This window comes from Alkalihalobacillus phoenicis (assembly GCF_047302405.1).
GTDB lineage: Bacteria > Bacillota > Bacilli > Bacillales > Bacillaceae_D > Alkalihalobacillus.
Window position 1 is genome coordinate 2,541,579 of sequence record NZ_CP154853.1, and the last position, 16,238, is coordinate 2,557,816.

The 16,238-nt window shown below is 37.0% G+C and carries 16 protein-coding genes; 5 read left to right on the plus strand and 11 right to left on the minus strand.

Features of this window, described 5'->3' with window-relative positions; genetic code table 11:
- The first annotated feature begins 201 nt into the window (after positions 1-201).
- Complete coding sequence (locus AA0017_RS12200; RefSeq protein ID WP_413374693.1) at positions 202-2,073, plus strand: transglycosylase domain-containing protein; 1,872 nt, start codon at positions 202-204, stop codon at positions 2,071-2,073.
- Between the two features lie 246 nt (positions 2,074-2,319).
- Here AA0017_RS12200 and AA0017_RS12205 read toward each other — a convergent pair whose 3' ends face one another.
- The 5 genes from AA0017_RS12205 to queG all read right to left on the minus strand — a co-directional run bounded on the left by AA0017_RS12205 (position 2,320) and on the right by queG (position 6,879).
- Complete coding sequence (locus AA0017_RS12205) at positions 2,320-2,874, minus strand: YufK family protein (protein WP_413374695.1); 555 nt, start codon at positions 2,872-2,874, stop codon at positions 2,320-2,322.
- Between the two features lie 396 nt (positions 2,875-3,270).
- The gene (gene trmL, locus AA0017_RS12210; RefSeq protein WP_413374697.1) at positions 3,271-3,744 is read right to left on the minus strand and encodes a tRNA (uridine(34)/cytosine(34)/5-carboxymethylaminomethyluridine(34)-2'-O)-methyltransferase TrmL; all 474 of its coding nucleotides are present in this window, start codon (positions 3,742-3,744) and stop codon (positions 3,271-3,273) included.
- Positions 3,745-4,038: 294 nt separating this feature from the next.
- Positions 4,039-5,028: an amidase domain-containing protein gene (locus AA0017_RS12215; RefSeq protein ID WP_413374699.1), complete on the minus strand. Its 990-nt coding sequence runs from the start codon at positions 5,026-5,028 to the stop codon at positions 4,039-4,041.
- Positions 5,029-5,135: 107 nt separating this feature from the next.
- Complete coding sequence (locus AA0017_RS12220; protein WP_413374701.1) at positions 5,136-5,669, minus strand: methylated-DNA--[protein]-cysteine S-methyltransferase; 534 nt, start codon at positions 5,667-5,669, stop codon at positions 5,136-5,138.
- Between the two features lie 43 nt (positions 5,670-5,712).
- Complete coding sequence (gene queG, locus AA0017_RS12225; RefSeq protein ID WP_413374703.1) at positions 5,713-6,879, minus strand: tRNA epoxyqueuosine(34) reductase QueG; 1,167 nt, start codon at positions 6,877-6,879, stop codon at positions 5,713-5,715.
- Between the two features lie 114 nt (positions 6,880-6,993).
- Between queG and AA0017_RS12230 the strand changes: the two genes are divergently transcribed.
- Together AA0017_RS12230 and AA0017_RS12235 are read left to right on the plus strand one after the other, a co-directional pair.
- The gene (locus AA0017_RS12230; protein ID WP_413374705.1) at positions 6,994-7,689 is read left to right on the plus strand and encodes a B3/4 domain-containing protein; all 696 of its coding nucleotides are present in this window, start codon (positions 6,994-6,996) and stop codon (positions 7,687-7,689) included.
- A 199-nt stretch (positions 7,690-7,888) separates the two neighbouring features.
- Entirely contained in the window at positions 7,889-8,329 is a 441-nt protein-coding gene (locus AA0017_RS12235; RefSeq protein ID WP_413374707.1) for a Dps family protein, read from the plus strand.
- 107 nt (positions 8,330-8,436) lie between these two features.
- Here the strand turns inward: AA0017_RS12235 and AA0017_RS12240 are convergent, their stop codons facing one another.
- Entirely contained in the window at positions 8,437-9,045 is a 609-nt protein-coding gene (locus tag AA0017_RS12240; protein ID WP_413374709.1) for a DUF3298 and DUF4163 domain-containing protein, read from the minus strand.
- A gap of 164 nt (positions 9,046-9,209) precedes the next feature.
- Here AA0017_RS12240 and AA0017_RS12245 point away from each other — a divergent pair, with 164 nt between their 5' ends.
- Complete coding sequence (locus AA0017_RS12245) at positions 9,210-9,503, plus strand: antibiotic biosynthesis monooxygenase family protein (RefSeq protein ID WP_413374711.1); 294 nt, start codon at positions 9,210-9,212, stop codon at positions 9,501-9,503.
- 177 nt (positions 9,504-9,680) lie between these two features.
- Here the strand turns inward: AA0017_RS12245 and AA0017_RS12250 are convergent, their stop codons facing one another.
- Both AA0017_RS12250 and AA0017_RS12255 read right to left on the minus strand, forming a co-directional pair.
- On the minus strand, positions 9,681-10,373 hold the full coding sequence (locus AA0017_RS12250; RefSeq protein WP_413374713.1) for an SDR family NAD(P)-dependent oxidoreductase: 693 nt from the start codon (positions 10,371-10,373) through the stop codon (positions 9,681-9,683).
- Between the two features lie 253 nt (positions 10,374-10,626).
- On the minus strand, positions 10,627-12,279 hold the full coding sequence (locus AA0017_RS12255; RefSeq protein ID WP_413382577.1) for a catalase: 1,653 nt from the start codon (positions 12,277-12,279) through the stop codon (positions 10,627-10,629).
- A 554-nt stretch (positions 12,280-12,833) separates the two neighbouring features.
- Between AA0017_RS12255 and AA0017_RS12260 the strand changes: the two genes are divergently transcribed.
- A complete protein-coding gene (locus tag AA0017_RS12260) occupies positions 12,834-13,475 on the plus strand; it encodes an FMN-dependent NADH-azoreductase (protein WP_413374715.1) in 642 nt (213 codons plus the stop codon).
- A gap of 96 nt (positions 13,476-13,571) precedes the next feature.
- On the opposite strand, the gene AA0017_RS12265 is transcribed toward AA0017_RS12260, so the two are convergent.
- From AA0017_RS12265 to AA0017_RS12275, 3 genes are all read right to left on the minus strand, one after another.
- Positions 13,572-14,012, minus strand: coding sequence for a hypothetical protein (locus AA0017_RS12265; RefSeq protein WP_413374717.1), 441 nt, complete (start codon positions 14,010-14,012; stop codon positions 13,572-13,574).
- Between the two features lie 172 nt (positions 14,013-14,184).
- On the minus strand, positions 14,185-15,042 hold the full coding sequence (locus AA0017_RS12270) for a fumarylacetoacetate hydrolase family protein (protein ID WP_413374719.1): 858 nt from the start codon (positions 15,040-15,042) through the stop codon (positions 14,185-14,187).
- Complete coding sequence (locus AA0017_RS12275) at positions 15,043-16,143, minus strand: amidase family protein (RefSeq protein ID WP_413374721.1); 1,101 nt, start codon at positions 16,141-16,143, stop codon at positions 15,043-15,045. It lies immediately after the preceding gene.
- Positions 16,144-16,238 lie beyond the last annotated feature (95 nt).

Genomic DNA, 16,238 nt, shown 5'->3' on the forward strand with positions numbered 1-16,238 from the left:
TCCATCCTCGTGGTCAAGTGCGAGATTAATAAAACTTATGCAATGCCGAACATGAACATGCATCCCTTTTCAAAAAGCAATGTCCTAATTTTTTATGACAACTATTTTGAATTTCTTTAATAAAATTCTGAAAAAGTACTACATACCCGTTAGAACAGCCATGCTACAATAGTAAAAAAGAACGAAGAGAGGACTTTTAGAATGAAGATGGGGACTGGCTGGTTTATGACCTTCCTTATGCTAACAGGACTTTTATTTTTATTAACAGAAACAGCAGCAGAATTATACGTTGCAAAGTCATTAGAAACCGTCATCAATGAACGAGTCAACTTAACAGACATTACATTAACTAAAAACAGTTATATATTAGAACAAGATTCTCAAATTATCTCTGAAATATATTCAGATGAAAATCGAATTTATTTACCTTATGAGGATATCCCTCAAACCTTTGTAGACGCTTTTATTGCGACAGAGGATCACCGCTTTTTTGAACACCAAGGATATGATTTGCCCTCGATCTTTCGGGCCGTCAGTGTTAATTTAAAAAACAATGACATTGAGGAAGGGGCTAGTACGATTACCCAACAACTCGTTCGAAACTTATATTTATCTCACGATGTAAGTTATGAACGGAAATTTACAGAAGTCCTCTATGCATCGGAAATGGAAAAGAAATATACAAAAGAAGAAATTATTGAGCTTTATTTAAATACGATCTTTTTTCATAATCGAGTATACGGGGTTGAGTCAGCTAGTCAATTTTATTTCAGTAAATCAAGCGACCAATTAACATTGGCCGAGGTTGCTTTTTTAACCGCCGTACCGAACAATCCATCGTATTACAATCCGCTTAACCATAGTGACAGAACTCATTTAAGAAAAGATTGGGTCTTAGAAAAAATGAATGAAAATGGGGCGATTGACGCTGAACAATTAGAGGAAGCAAAACAAGAAGAAATTGTTTTAAATGTTAAAGAGCGTATCGATTTATTTCCTGACTATGTCACCTTTGTTCTAGATGAATTTACTGATTTGATTGCCACAAATGAAGGTTTTTTAACAAAAATAGAAAAAGCAGAAACAGAGACAGAGCTTCAAGAAATAGCTACTGAATTAGACAAACGGGTTAATGAAATCACCAACCAAGGCATTCAGATCAAAACTGCTCTCGATACCAATATTCAAAATAAAGCAATCCAAGCCTTTGAGAAACATCTCGGACAAACCGATATTCAAGGGGCAGCCACTGTTATTGACCATCAAAATGATACGATCCTTGCCATAACTGGGGGGCGGAATTATCAAAAATTTGATTTCCATCGTGGCTTTCAAAGCTTCAGACAACCTGGATCAGCACTCAAACCATTACTCGTATTCGCTCCTTATTTAGAAGAGTCAGGGGCATCACTTACAACAACGGTCAATGCAAACAATGTGTGTTATCTTCAAAACGGAAGAGATTATTGTCCAAAAAACTATGGTGGTGGTGAATATGGACACGTCACGCTGACCCAAGCCTTTCAACATTCCTATAACACCCCAGCAATAAGATTAATGGAGCAAATAGGCATAGATACGGCCTTTTCTTATTTAGAACCTTTTTCTTTTGAAAAAATTGTTGAGCAGGACTACCAACTAGCTTCAGCTATTGGCGGTCTAACTTATGGCTTTTCCCCTTTAGAAATGACTCGAGCTTATTCAAGTTTTGCTAAAGAAGGGAAGTACACGCCTGCTCGTGCAATCGAATTTGTGACAGACTTAGAAGGCAATCGATTATATGAATGGAATGAACGTGAGAAGAGCCTTTGGAGTGAGGCAACAAATGAAAAAATGCGTGCACTGCTTGCAGCCGTCATCACGAGTGGAACAGGGCAGAGAGCCGCTTTTTCCACCTCTTATATCGGAGGAAAAACAGGAACGACCAACAATTATTATGATCTATGGTTTGTAGGCTTAACAGAAGATTATACAGCGGGGGTTTGGATTGGCAAAGATATCGGAGCAAGTTTGTTAAATGTTAATTCACGCCAACCCCAAATCTCGATTTGGAAAGATATCATCCAACCATAGACGAAGCTTATCTGGCCTCTGCTAAAGGAGTTCAACTATAGCAGGTGAAATAGACTCCTCCGATAGGAAACAGAGGCCACTGAAGAACGGTCTACTCGTTAAAATATGGTTACATTAATTAGCTTACTCCGCGAGCTGCATGCCCTGCGCGTCCACGGGTGAATCGGGAGCCTCCTCACGACAAAGTCGCCCACCATGGTGAAAAAAGGACGCGTAGTGAATTGCATGAGCGTTGGCAGAGCGATTTTATGGCAAGCTCGCAATAAAGCTATTATAAAGCTTTATTGCTGCATATAAGACCAACAATAAGAAGACCGTCCAAAAAATAACATGGAAAAAGACCATCCCACACATCCCAATAAAGGAAATCGAATCACTAACTTTATAAACAAAATAAGTAAAATAAATAAAACAAGCGAGGATAAATAGTATGAGAAGCCACAACCAAGAATAAGCTAAAAACAATGAAACAATTCCACAGAATAAAAATATCCACGAGCCCGAGCGAACTTTAATAAGCTCCTTTCCCTCTTCATCCTTTGAGAAAAAAAGCATAGATAATTGAAAAACGGTATCCGCAATTAATTTAAAAGCTGAAAAAACCATAAAGAAAATTAATACTAATAAAAATAATAATGTTAATTTAATCCCATTTTCCGAAAAAAATTCTCTCATCCCATCATATAACCCGTAACCGACTAATTGCTCTAAAATAAACCCTTGTACATATAAAGCAAACGACAAACTAAAGAGCATAATCGAAATTAAAGGAAAATGACTCGTAATATAACGATTGGACACTCTTATGTCCCCCTAATCTATTTCCATTACATAGTGTACATCGTTTTTGGAAACAATAATGATAATGATTTTGTCAAAATTAAGCTTGATAATCCATTTCTTTTTCTTTCTTAATCCTATATAATAGTCGTAGTTAACTTTTCCAGTGTGCTCAATGAATTCGATAAAGTTTCACTGAATACTTTATGCGATTTGAATGGAACCTGTACATAAAGGGAGGCATATTTATCATGAATACACTTTTAATCCTTGGTGTCTGTGTTGTTTTTCTAATTGCTATCTTTACAGCTGGTTATGAAGACAACCCACACAAAAAGTAACAAAATGAAAGCTCGTCTAGTCTTTAATGGCTAGACGAGCTTTTCATTTTAGAAAAGCTTCAACTATTTCCTTATATTAGGATAGACCTTTAAACCCTTGTTGTCGTATCGCTTCGTAAATAATAATCGCTGCGGTATTCGACAAATTCAACGAGCGAATTTTATCCGTTTGCGGAATTCTGAAGCATCTATCTTTATGCTGTTCAATAATTTCACGTGGAATTCCCGTTGTTTCACGACCAAAAATAAAAAAATGATCTTTTTGTTCATCTGTATAATCAAATTCACTATAATTTTTCGTACCAAATGTCTCAATAAAATAAAACTCTCCCTCTGAGTATGTAGCAAACAATTCATCTAATGAATCATAATAATTAATTTTGACATCAGGCCAATAATCACAGCCAGCTCTTTTTAACATCTTATCTTCTGTCGAAAAACCTAATGGCCGTATTAAATGCAATGTTGTATTTGTTCCGACACATGTACGTGCGATATTTCCTGTATTTGCTGGAATTTCTGGCTGATAAAGAACAACATGTAAACCCAAATTAAGCACTCCTATTCTCCATGAACTAAATAAAACTCATTATACCTATTATAGCAAATGAGATCCAACTAAACAGATGCTTTTTTAATCTAGCTGCGTCCGTTAGAAGCTCGAGAAAAATCGGTTCGTCCTATAAAGTCAAAAAGCGACTTTTTAGTCCGACCTGTATTTTTTCTCGCTTCTGCCCAAACAGACTCCGCTTTTTTCAAATTGAATTGGAGGCGATTGAAACGTCTAATCCCATCCTCGCCCCCTAATATCCCAATACAGTCTCTTCTTCAAAACGTTTAACTGTTAATTATCTAATATATGAAAAAATTTGTATTTAATTTCTGGTGTCCATGCCGTAGAGTCTTCGTAAGCCCAGTAACGCATACGACTATTGGTCGTTTGTGCATTAACAAGGGGTTCCCCATTAAAGTCCTTCGCCACAACTATCGTATTATGTTGCCAGACACCATCCCCATCAAAATCATAACAAATAACATCACCGGGAATTAATTCACGGGCACTCGATTTTTCTTGTCCCCTAAGTCCCACTGTCGAGCCACTTAAGTACCATCTAAATGAATGGGCCACCGACCAACTAAAGCTCCAATTATTATTTTGGTACCACCAACCATTTGAACGGTTAGGATACCCTCTCATCGGGGCACCACCCGCCCTCATACATTGAGAAATAAAGTTCGTACAGTTATCCGTGAACTTTCGGTATTCCGGATTATAATCATTCCACCAAAGTTCCGCGTATCGAACAGCCTCGATTCGATTAAAAGGAGCTCGTTCTTCTTTTTTTAAGCTAAGCCGTTTTTGAATGTCTTCTTTTTGCCTCATGAGTGGTAAAGGTTGATGATGAGATAAAAAGGGTAGTGATCTCTTTCTCATTAATTCTAGGTCAATCCAATTTTTCTCCAATTCCTTTTGAGGCGTTTGATGTTCCTCTTGATGACTAGAAGGAATTAATTCTCTGTCATCAACTAATTGTTTTTTCTCAAAAATCGCCTTCCGATATTCAACCCTTTCCTCTAAATAAAGCTTCCCTCTTTGTTTGCATAACTGCTCATAATGGACGGCATACAAAAAATGGGTTTGTAAATCAAGTTTACTTTTTGAGAGAATCCTCCCTTTTACATTGGAACGAACAAGTTCAACTCCACGTCGCTCGTTTGATTCTCTCTTTCTTTCCAATAAGCCCAACTCCTCAGGTACAATAAAACAGTCTTCCTTTTGAAGAAAACCACGGTTACGCTCATCAATTAACTTTTTTAACTTTTGTTCAAGCAACCGTATCACCTCACTTTTTAAAACCTTATGAGCTAAAGTCTTAAATCATGAATCGGTTGGTTTTAACAAAAAAAACCTCTATATAAAGAGGTCTACAACTTGTTTATTTATGAAGATAACTTCGCTAATGAGCCTTCAAGCATGAGCAAGTGCTCTTTTTTATCAAGTCCGCCACCATAACCAACCATATTTCCATTACTTCCGATCACCCGATGACAAGGAATAATAATTGGAAGCGGATTTTGATTATTGGCTCCTCCGATGGCTCGAACAGCTTTAGGGGATCCAATCCTTTCAGCAACCGCTTTATAAGAGCTAGTGGCCCCGTATTCAATCTTCATTAAAGCTCTCCAAACCTTTTGTTGAAAAGCAGTTCCGTGTAAATCAATTGCTACATCAAAATATTTTCTTTCCCCATTAAAATATTCATTTAACTGCTTTTTTACTTCTGCTAATGTATCGTTACACGACACATATTCACCTTTTAGACCAAGCTTTTTTAATCGTGCATTTAATGATGCTGTGCTTTTGTCAAAACTACCAAAATGGATATGACACACGCCTTTGTCTGTTGCTAAAATCGTTAGTGGGCCGATAGGACTATTCATTTCATCTTGAAATATGCAGTTTTGCGTCGTCATATTATCCCTTCTTTCCTACTCGTTTGTTCCTACTGATTTTACCTCAAACTTTCATTTGATTTCCATCAGTAAAATTCGTATTTTTAAGCAAATTCAGCCCTTTTTCTATTTCTGCTAACACCTGTTCATCTTTTTCGTTCTCTTTGGCTGCTTTAAGCCAAATCTCTCCTTCTACATGACCGATCTTCCCTATGGCCCAAGCAGCTGTGCCTCGAATAACAGGCCTTGGATCTTCTTTCAACAATTTTTTTAACACCGGCAAAGCGTTTTTATCCTTAAAATGTCCTAAAGCTAAAATCGCATTTCTTTGTATCGGTTTTTTTCCTCTCCACGCTCCCGATACATGGCCAAACTTTTCTTTAAATTCTCGATTACTCATTGTTAATAATGGAATTAATTTCGGTTTCGCTATTTCCGGATCAGGTTCAAGTTCAGCGTGACGGTGTTCGTCAATCCCCTTATTTTTAGGACAAACTTGCTGACATGTATCACAACCATAGAGGCGATTTCCGATCTTTTTCCGATACTCATCCGCAATAAATCCTTTTGTTTGTGTAAGAAATGCGACACATTTTTGTGAATCCAATTGTCCACCTTGTATAAGTGCTCCAGTTGGACATGCATCAATACACTTCGTACAGCTCCCACATTGGTCGGTAATCGGGGTATCAGGTTCCATCGCAACAGTTGTAATAATATTTCCTAAGTAAACATAGCTTCCAAATTCAGGAGTGATTATCGCACAGTTTTTAGCACTCCAACCAATCCCCGCACGTTCAGCCACTGCTCGATCTGAGAGCACTCCCGTATCAACCATTGAGACCGTTTTAGCGTCTGGAACTTTAGCTTTAATAAATTCCTCTACTTTTCCTAATCGCTCTCTGAGAACGTCATGATAGTCCATCCCCCATGAAGCACGGCAGAAAATGCCTCTTCGTTCTTCCTTTGTACTCTTAGGTGGATTTTTCATTTTAGAAGGATAAGCTACAGCAATTGATATAATCGTTTGAGCTTTCGGTAATGTTAACGATGGGTCTACTCTTTTTTCAATATCAGACTCTTCAAATCCTGATTGATAGCCTAACTCCCGTTGTTTAATAAGTCTCTCTTTTAATGTAGTAAAAGGATCCGCTGAGGCAAAACCAATTTTATCAATCCCAATACTGACACTATATGCAAGCAGTTCTTTTTTTAACTGGGCGTTTATCATTTCATTTTCACCTTACTTCTAAAAATTCTCGAAACATTAAGTATAACTAACTTTCAAAATGGACCTTAACACAATTTATGGTAAAATATGAGCAAAACGATAAGGAGGATTCGAATGATTTCTTACAAAATCGATCCGACACTTTTTACTCATATCCCTACTTTTAAAATAGGTTTTATTACATACCATCATATCGTGATTAGCGATTCACCTCAAATGTTAAAGGGACGGTTGCAATTTTTTCAAGAAACATTAAGAGTGGATTTAGAGGAGGAAAAAGCTTTAACAGATTTCTCCGGCATCATAAGCTGGCGCGAAACATTTAAAAAACTCGGCATTTCCCCATCAAAGTATCACCCTTCGTCAGAGGCTTTATTCCGTCGCGTCAAAAAAGGTGAATTTTTACCACCTGTCCATTCAGCTGTTGATTTAAATAACTTTTTCTCATTAAAATATGAAATTCCTATTGGGATTTATAACTTGGAGCAAATCGAAGGAAATATCGTCATCCGTTTAGGGGAAGAGTCAGACAAATATTTTGGCTTAAATGGACGTGAACAATCAATGAGTGGAAAATTACTAAGCTCAGATGAAACCGGAGCTTTTGGCAGTCCGATTGTCGATTCGGAGAAAACGAAAACAACCGTAGATACAACAAACGCTATCCAAATCTTTTATTTACGAGCCGAAATGTCAGAAGAAGAATCATTAGAGCTTCTACATGCAAGTGCCAAGATGTTTGAACAACTCCATGGTGGTACGTCTACTGTCAGTCTTTTAAGTTCATCAAAAGATAGTGTGATCGTTTAATTTTTTTGAGTTTATGGTTTATTATTTCTCATTTGAGGGAACATGTATATTGAGAACTATTTAATCTAGCTACGCCTGTTAGAAGCTCGAGAAAAATCGGGCGTCCTATCAAGTCAAAATGCGACTTTTTAGTCCGCCCTGTATTCTTTCTCGCTTCTAGGCAAACAGGCTTCGCTTTATATTTAAGGAGGACGAAAAAATGAGTCACGACAAAGTATCAACTATTTTAAACAAACAAGTAGCAAACTGGAGCGTTCTATTTATCAAACTGCATAACTACCATTGGTATGTTAAAGGTCCTCAGTTTTTCACTTTGCATGAGAAATTTGAAGAATTATATAATGAAGCAGCTACACATATTGACGAGTTAGCGGAGCGACTCTTAGCCTTAAAAGGAAAACCTGTCGCAACCATGCAAGAGTACTTAGAGACAGCCTCTATTAAAGAAGCAAAAAAAGAGTTAACAGCGGATGATATGGTATCCGACATTGTCGATGACTTTAATATCCTCATCAATGAATTAAAAGAAGGAATGGAAGCAGCTGAAGAATTAGGCGACGAAACAACCGCCGACATGTTACTTGCAATCCATCAATCATTAGAGAAGCATAACTGGATGTTACGTTCGTTCTTAAAATAAAATGACATGTAAAAAAGCGATAATCGGTGTTGAGCCGATTATCGCTTTTGGATGCTTAGAACTAGAACGATTAGCTCTCTCCCACCTCCTCAAACATGCCCATAAATCTAATAAATCATTTTTCCTAAAGGACCTTCTTCATCAATAATATCTTCAAAAGCATAGACCGAAATTGGAAAATACGTCAAACCATATACATAAGCTTGGAGCTCATATAATTGAAAATAAATGACGAGCGATTTATCGGCTACATAAAAATATTGATTTGGATGAATGCCTTTAAATTCATTTAACATATCCATATTCCGAGACTTAATCTGTTCCCGAATTAAATGGTTAATTCGTTCCTGATATTTGGCTCCCTTTTTAAATAAATCTTTTAAGGCATATACTTTCCCACTCTCAACATCCATCGTTAAGGAGCGAACCATTGTCAGCCCATGTGCTCCACCAGAATAAGAATAATGACTATTCGTCAAGCTCAAAATATTTTGTTGATTATTTTTCAAATCAAATCCACCCGTTATTTCGGTTTGAGGGTTTTCTAAATAGCCTTGCTTCCGAATCATTCGATACACTTGCGTTTCAATTCGCTCATTTAAATTTTTCTCAATCGTTCGATTAGATAAGCCTGTAATCTGCGGAAAAAAAATATCTATCCTCGGCTCCACAATATGCCTTGCTTTAATTCCAACCGGTAAAATGGAAGTATTCACCAGAATTTCCCCCTTCATTATACAATCCAAAATAGGCTACTGTTCATATCTATGCAGCTTTCTCTCTCGTATTGTATAAATCAATGGATTCACACTAATAAACAAAAAATTCTTATTTTTTTGTGGTATGATTGGAAAAATCAAATATGTCGGAGGTCTATTTTATGATTGTTGAAGCTGTATTTTTAACTATTAAATCTGGACAAGAGGAAGATTTTGAACAAAGCTTTTTAGAAGCTGCCCCCATTATTTCGAGCATGAATGGTTATCTTTCACACCGCCTACAACGTTGCCTAGAAACAAAAGGGAAGTATTTATTAACGGTCGAATGGGAACGATTAGAAGATCATACAATTGGCTTCAGACAATCACCAGAATACGTCCAATGGAAAGAAAAACTCCACCATTATTACGAGCCTTTTCCCGTGGTTGAACATTTTACCATTATTCATTCATAAATCAGTTACCATTCTAAAAAACACTCGTAGTTAGAATCGTACTCAAAGCATTACGCTTATCTTACTCCGTGGGCGAGTCTGGAGCCTTCTTGCTCATGCTAGACGGTCTCTGGGTATCCGCTTGCCAATGAAACCAGACTTTAGTCCACTTATCATGAGGACGAACAAATTCTCCGATTAAAACATAATCGATTGGCCTTTATAATCATAATACGTATGATGTGTATCGAAAGGTTTTGTCCCTTCTATCCAATTTAAAATTTCATCAGCTACATCAGTTAATTCAGATGTCAATCTGTGTCCACTGAACGATTTCTGAATAGTGCCTGGATGAATGGAAAGCACATTTAAATCAGGATAGCCTTTTTTCAGTTTTTCCGAAAACATGTTTAACGCCGCTTTCGACATGCCATAAAAATAGTCACCTCGACTTGCATTAGAAATACTACCTAGCTCGGATGAAATATTTATGCATGAACGGTTCCGCCCTGACAATAGCGGGAAAAAGTGCTTAACCACACGCATTGGTCCAATAGAATTAACTTCAAAAGCAACAATGGCCTCATCAAAGTTCAAATTCTCAAGCTCACTCTCTCTAGAAATAAAAACCCCTGCACTATTAACAATCGCATCTAAATGAAGCCCCCAATTTTGAACTTCTTTTCTCCCCTCACTTAAAGACTTCTCACTCGTTACATCCAAATATAACAATCGAACCTGGTCCGGATGATGATTAATTAATTGCTTTAATTCCCTTAGCTTCGAATGAGGAGAACGAACAGCGGCAATCATCGTATGACCTCGTTCTACTCCTTTTTGAACGAGTGCCAACCCTAATCCTCTGTTCGAACCAGTCACAAGAATATTCATTTTAATCCCCCACTTCTTTTATTAATAAAAAAGGAACATCTATGCTCAAGTTCTCACCTGTTATATAATAGTATTCTCTTTATTCAGAAAATTCTCCTCCCTCTTTATAAAAGTTCAATGCAGATTATCTTAAAAAATACTGAACAACCTAGCTATCAAAGATTACCCTCTCCAAATATAAAAAAGCTTGCCGACCGTCTAACGAGACTTAGTCGACAAGCTGACTCCTAAAAGGGAACAACCTCAAAAACAATTAATACGGATCTGAGACATGGCCTTTTTCAATCGCCTCTTCTATTGCTTGCTCTGAACCATCGCCTCCAATTGAGTTCCGATGAGAAAGATGAGCTTCTTCTGCTCCTTTTTCCATTAATCCTTCTTTTACACGTCGTCCATATTCCGGATCACAGTTCGTAAAATGTTCAACCATCGTTTCTTGGATTCTCTTATCACATGGTTTTAAGGTCGTGACAAGATTCTTAATTAGATCATCCTTTTCCCAATCTCCTAAACGTCTAAATGTTTCTCCAGCCTGACCATAATCATTCGTTCGTTCAATTGACTCTCTCGATAATTCTCCGGTAATGATTGGTTTGTACTCTTTTCCTTCTTGTTTCGCTTCTTTTAAATTATTTAAAAGACTTGGTTCATAATTGACATGCGGATTTTGTTTCGGTCCTTGGTCAACATGATACGCCATTTGTCCGTCACGCTGGTTCGTTGCCACATGTTTTTTCGGTGCATTTATCGGCAATTGTAAATAGTTCGATCCGACTCGATAACGTTGTGTATCTGAATAAGAGAACGTTCTACCTTGAAGAAGCTTATCATCGGAAAAATCTAAACCATCCACTAAGACCCCGGTTCCAAACGCCACTTGCTCCACTTCCGCAAAATAGTTTTCTGGGTTTTTATTCAAAACCATCTTTCCAATCGGAACCCAAGGAAACTGCTCCTTATACCATAGTTTTGTCGGATCTAATGGATCAAAGTCGAGCTCAGGATGGTCGTCATCACTCATAATTTGTACAAAAAGTTCCCATTCCGGATACTCACCGCGCTCAATCGCTTCATATAAATCCTGTGTACCATGATTAAAGTTCTTACCTTGAACATGTTCAGCCTCGGCTTGTGTCATATTTTTAATTGGCTGTTTTGGCTCCCAATGATATTTCACTAATACCGCATCGCCATCGTTATTTACCCATTTATACGTATTTACACCCGAACCTTGCATCATCCGATAGTTTGCTGGAATTCCCCATGGTGAGAATAAAAAAGTAACCATATGTAGTGCTTCAGGTGACTGTGAGACAAAATCAAAAATTCGCTCCCCATCTTGTACATTCGTAACAGGATCAGGTTTAAACGCATGAACAAGATCAGGGAATTTCAAAGCATCACGAATAAAGAAAATTTTGAGGTTATTTCCAACTAAATCCCAATTTCCATCCTCTGTATAAAACTTAACCGCGAACCCTCGTGGATCTCTTAATGTCTCAGGAGAATGACCACCATGAATCACGCTAGAAAATCGAACAAAAACAGGCGTTTGTTTCCCCTTTTCTTGAAATAATTTTGCTCTCGTATATTTTGAAATGGACTCATCACCAAATGAACCATACGCTTCAAAATAACCGTGTGCTCCAGCACCTCTCGCATGCACAACACGTTCTGGAATACGTTCACGATCAAAGTGACTAATTTTTTCAAGAAAATCATAGTTTTCCAAAGTTGTTGGGCCACGATTGCCAACAGTCCTCATATTTTGATTATTTGTCACCGGGTGTCCTTGTCGATTGGTTAACGTATCTTCAGACTCATTTGTTCCATATCGTTTATCTAAAGCCCCACCAACTCCTTCAACATTGGTTCCAGTTGTTTTATTTTCTTGTTCAGCCAAAATATTCACTCCTTAACTAGAAATTTCCTTCTAGATAAGAGTCTCCAAGAAAATAAAATTTATGTACCAACTGGAGCCAGAATATATTTAAGAACAACTCAACACTTTAAATGCCTTCATTTTTTTTATTTTTATAGGATGAGATTTACCCTGTTCTAGCAAAATTAGTTTCGTTCAAACTCAAATACATCCCAAAAGCCGGTGTAAGCTTGACCAACTAGCTTCCCACCGGCTTTATTAAACTTATCTTTTTAAAGTATTACTCATTAATCTATCCATTATAAAAGTGAAATAATAAAACTAATAACCACAACGGCTCCGATAATCATTAAGATCGTTCTAAGCATACGACTCATCCCTTCTTTTATCGCTTAAAGTTAATGTACCCAAATGTCCAAAACTTGAAACAAAATCAACAGTTGAATGGATCTTTTAACAGAATAATCTGAACTTACATAGTTCAAGGTTTTTCCTTTTACAAGTGAATGCTGTTTTGTTATTATGATAAAGTTACTATAAAAAGTATAGAAGATATATAAAATTTAGGAGGTAACAAAATGAATATTTTAGTAGTAAAAGCAAATAACAGACCAGCTGCAGAAGGCGTTTCAAGTCAAATGTATCAAACATTTATGGAATCTATTAAAGATAACTCTTCTATAAATATCAAAACTTATGACGTCTTTGAAGAGGACATGCCTTATTTAGGTCAAGAACTTTTTGATGCTTTTGGTAAATTACAATCTGGTGGTCAATTAACAGACGGAGAGCAACGTTTACTGACAGCGAAACAAAAAGCAATGGATGCTGTAACTGAAGCAGATATGATCGTTTTCGCTTTCCCATTATGGAACTTAACGATTCCAGCTCGCCTACAAACATTTGTTGATTATATTTACTCTGCTGGTTTCACTTTCAAATATGATGAGAATGGAAATATGGTTCAATTATTAAATGACAAAAAAGTCATCTTCTTAAATGCTCGAGGTGGCGTTTATTCGGCTCCAGAAATGGCACCAATTGAAATGGCGGTCAACTACATGCGCAATGTTTTCCATGCTACTTTTGGAATGGAAATTGTTGATGAAGTGATCATTGAAGGCCACAATGCTATGCCAGGCAAAGCAGATGAGATTATTGCTGAAGGTTTAGAAAAAGTAAAAGAAGTAGCCAAAAAACTATCTTTACAACATGCATAAAACCGTAACGAAGCGGGACAAAAGCCCTTCGAAGTAAAAGAGACCAGAGATTCAATCCTCTGGTCTCTTTTTTTAATACCATTTATCCCAAACATTTTATGAAACACGACGGCGTCGACTTCTCCCATTTGATGGTACCGTTTTTTTCGGCGAAACCAATTTCTTTAAAAGAAAACGAATGCCCATCATCGTCCATTTTATTAATAAGAAGACAGCAAACAGAAGTAGGAATCCCTTTATTCCCGCCACCGCATCATCAAATTCCATGTTCCCACTGCCGGTAATGCCTTGCTGAATCTCAATCGCAAATACGACCACAAGTACAACGGTAAAAGCATAAATAAACGATAACACCGTAATACTCCATTTAGATAAAACTTTAAACAAAAAGTGAGTAAGAAAAAAGAAGGCTACACCAAATAATCCAATGACCCAAAAATGCAATTGTTTATCATTTAAATGAACTCCAAATAAACCGCTAAAAACGCTATGAAACCAGTTAACAATATCAGAAATAAAATATATGACTTCTTTCATTTATTCACCATGCCCTATCACTTGTTTTATTCATTATACTTCAAGAATCGAAAAGCAAATAGCATAAAATAATAGAAAAAAATGGTCAGCAAATATGACTATAGTTATTGTTAACCAAAAAAGTTCTCAATAGCTCAACAATGAGCATTTGAGAACCTATCCCTCTTATTTTTTACTGCATCCTCACAACCTTGTTCAACAAAGGAGTGAAACCTTCAATTTGGCATTCAACACGATCTCCTTCTGTTATAGTTACAGGTCCTGGTGTTCCGGTAATAATGACATCTCCCGGTAAGAGCGTCGTATCCTGAGACAGAAAGGAAATGATTTTTTCTGGTGGATAAATCATCAACCCCATTGAATTTTCCGTTTCTTTTTTATTATTTAGCCACGTCGAAACATGAATATGTTGAAAATCCTCTATTTCATCAGCCGTTATCAACTGGGACCCAATGCTAAAAAAAGTGTCGAAGCTTTTAGCTCTCGCTATATTATGTGGTTTTCGTGCGTGAATATCTGCCGCTGTCATATCAAGTGCGGTTGTATATCCGGCCACATATTTTAGGGCTTCTTTTTCAGAGACATTGCGGCATTCCCAGCCAATAATCATCGCTAGTTCTGCTTCTGCGGTTACTTTTTGTGATTGTTTCGGAATAACAATCTTATCATCTGAACCAATAATCGTTGTGTCTGGCTTTATAAAAGTAACCGGTTCAAATTCTGCTCCATATAGATCTAATTCCTTTTTCTCCTTTACATAATTAAAGCCAATCCCCCAAATTTTTCTTGGATTACGATTAAGAGGTGCCAACTTCGTATGAGTTAAATCAGGTAATATTTTAATATAAACTTCATTTTCCTTTACCCATTGTTGCAATTCTCTTAATTTATTATTTGTAATAAGCTCAAAAAAAGTATTGGGCCACATTGTTTGAAATGATTGATTAACCGTTTCAACTAAATAAAATTTATTCTCTAGTTCAATAGCTAGTCTTTCTATTTCATTTTCCTTTACCATTACAAGTTTCACTTAGTTGACCTCCAATTGGTTGACCCATTCTAGTAAACGTAAGTCTTGATTTGGACCTGCAATAATAGAAAGACTAATCGGAGCACCTAAGTTAGCAGCGATTGGAATCGTCACTTGTGGCAAACCAGCTAATCCAGCAACCGCTGAAAGTTGTAGCGTTTTTGAACGTCGTTCCTCCACTTGACCTTCAGGTAAATTCAGCAATGGTGCTACCCCTGGTACAGTCGGAACAATTAATACCGTATCTTCTGTTAAAAGCGCAAATAATCGTTCCTTGATCACATCCTGCGATTTTCCCATTTGTTTAAATTCTTCTTCAGTAATTTTACTGGCCATAGCAAAGCGCTCTTTAATGCCTGGACCAAATTGAGGGTTCGTTGCCGAAACCCACTCACCATGCTCTTGCCAAATCTCATATCCTTGAATAATCCGGAACATTTCCTTCCAAGTAGCTAGACCATCTTCCTCAAGCAATATTAATTCATGGGTTGGCATCACTTCTTTTATCTTTTCAACCGCTTTTAATAAATCTCCATTCGTTTCTTCATCAACAAGAGCCCACGCATCTTCTGGAAATAATAGCTTACTAAACGGTGTCTCCCTTTTCTCTTGGGAAGTAATAAGCAGTTGAGCAATTTCTAGAAGCAGTTTTTTATCTTCCGTCATCCAACCAACCGTATCAAAACTTTTTGCTAACGGAATTAAACCATCTACAGAAACAGCACCATGTGTTGGTCTAAATCCATAAATTCCACAATAAGAGGACGGAATTCGAACAGACCCTCCTGGGATCCTACTTGGAGCTTTTGGGTTAACAGGTGTTCCGTAATGAATATTTTCCCCATTTAAACTATACATAAGCTCATCAGTGATTGTCGTACCAATCATTTTGGCCCCATTGTTTCTTAGTTTTATAATGACCTCAGCCGTTTCTTCTGCTGCCTTATGAGTGGCAAACCAATTTGGGTTTCCAGCTGTTGACGTATACCCCTTAATCGCAAAAACATCTTTGACTGCGAAGCTTTTTCCACTTAATATGCCTGTAGCAAGTGGTTCCAAAATCAGTTCTTCCTGTATATATGCATTCAGTTGTTTCGACATAGTACCCTCCTACATGCGCCAATATGGATTCATTTTAGAAAAAAATTGACATAACATCATTAGTCAATATAACTAAATATCCAACCTTTGATTGT